Annotated in this window: 2 protein-coding genes; both read right to left on the bottom strand. The window is 66.7% G+C overall.

Translation table 11 applies throughout. The annotated features are described in order from the left end of the window. Positions 1 to 46 precede the first annotated feature (46 nt). Entirely contained in the window at positions 47 to 940 is an 894-nt protein-coding gene (locus BLW04_RS25565) for an IS3 family transposase (RefSeq protein ID WP_091548471.1), read from the bottom strand. Continuing rightward, positions 937 to 1,284, bottom strand: a complete 348-nt coding sequence (locus BLW04_RS25560) for a transposase (RefSeq protein WP_091548468.1) — start codon at positions 1,282 to 1,284, stop codon at positions 937 to 939. The genes BLW04_RS25565 and BLW04_RS25560 overlap by 4 nt, the downstream gene beginning before the upstream one ends. Between the last annotated feature and the right edge of the window lie 18 nt (positions 1,285 to 1,302).

Below are 1,302 nucleotides of genomic sequence, written 5' to 3'. Positions count from 1 at the left end.
TGGAGTTGACCCGCTTTCGCGGACACCTCGTCACTGCGGACACGGATTAGGCCGCAGCTTTTCGTGCAGTGTGCGCCTGCTCGAAACGAGCGGGTGAGACCTGGCCGAGGGAGGAGTGCCGGCGGCGCGGGTTGTAGAAGGTCTCGAGGTAGTCGAAGACGGCGAGCTTGGCCTGCCGCCGAGTCTCAAACCGGCCGCGTGGCTGCTGGTCGAACAGTTCGCACTCGATGGTCGCGAAGACGCTCTCCGCCATGGCGTTGTCGTAGCAATCCGCGACCGATCCCATGCTGGCCAGGGCGCCGTGACGTCTCAGTTCCCGTTCGAGCTGGTAGCTGCTGTACTCCCCGCCGCGGTCGCTGTGATGGATGACGCCGGGCACGTGTCCGCCGCGGCGGTGCACGGCCATCGTGACCGCGTCGACGACCAAGTCGGTCTTGCGATGCGATGCCATCGACCAACCAAGGACCATGCGGCTGAACACGTCGGTGACGCAGGCCAGGTAGAGCCAGCCCTGCACGGTCGGCACGTAGGTCACGTCCGCGACCCACAGCTGGTTGGGCGCGGTGGCCACGAATTTGCGGTCGACCAGGTCAGGCGCCACGTCGGCCTTGGGGTTCTGCGCGGTGATCGAGAACGACCGCTTGCGACGGTGGCAGCCCACGATGCCGGCCTCGCGCATCAGGCGGGCGACCCGCTTGCGCCCGACGTGCACGCCCTCATCGGCCAGCTCGGCCACGATCTTCGGGCTGCCGTAGACCTTCCGGTTGGCGTTGAACGCCTCGCGGATCTGCTCGGTCAAGACCTCATCGGCCAGGGCCCGGTTGGACTTCGGGCGGGCGCGCCAGGCGTAGAACCCCGACCGGCTGATCTTCAACAGGTCGCAGAGCACGGTGACGTCGTAGCGCGCCTTCTCTCGGTCGATGAAGGCGAACCGCGTCACCTCGTCGACTCCGTCACGAAGAAGGCCGCCGCTTTTTTCAAGATCTCCCGCTCGACCTTGAGCTTCGCGTTCTCCCGGCGCAGCTTCGTCAGCTCGGCCCGCTCCGCCGCCGTCAGTGGAAGAAGCCCACTGCTGTCCGGCACGCCCCGCTCGGCGGCGTCAGCCTTGACCCAGTTCCCCAGCGTCGTGTCATTGATCGACAGGTCTCGGGCAATCTCCGCGACGGTCTTGCCGGTCGCTCTGACGAGCTCCACGGCCTGCTCCCGGAACTCCGGGGAGTACTTGCTCGGACGGCCCATCAGGACCCCTTCCTCGGGCACATCGCCCAAGTTCAGGGTGTCCACCGAAGCGGGTCAACTCCA

This window comes from Modestobacter sp. DSM 44400, assembly GCF_900107175.1.
Taxonomy (GTDB): Bacteria; Actinomycetota; Actinomycetes; order Mycobacteriales; family Geodermatophilaceae; genus Modestobacter.
This window is presented reverse-complemented; position numbering and strand designations above follow the sequence as displayed.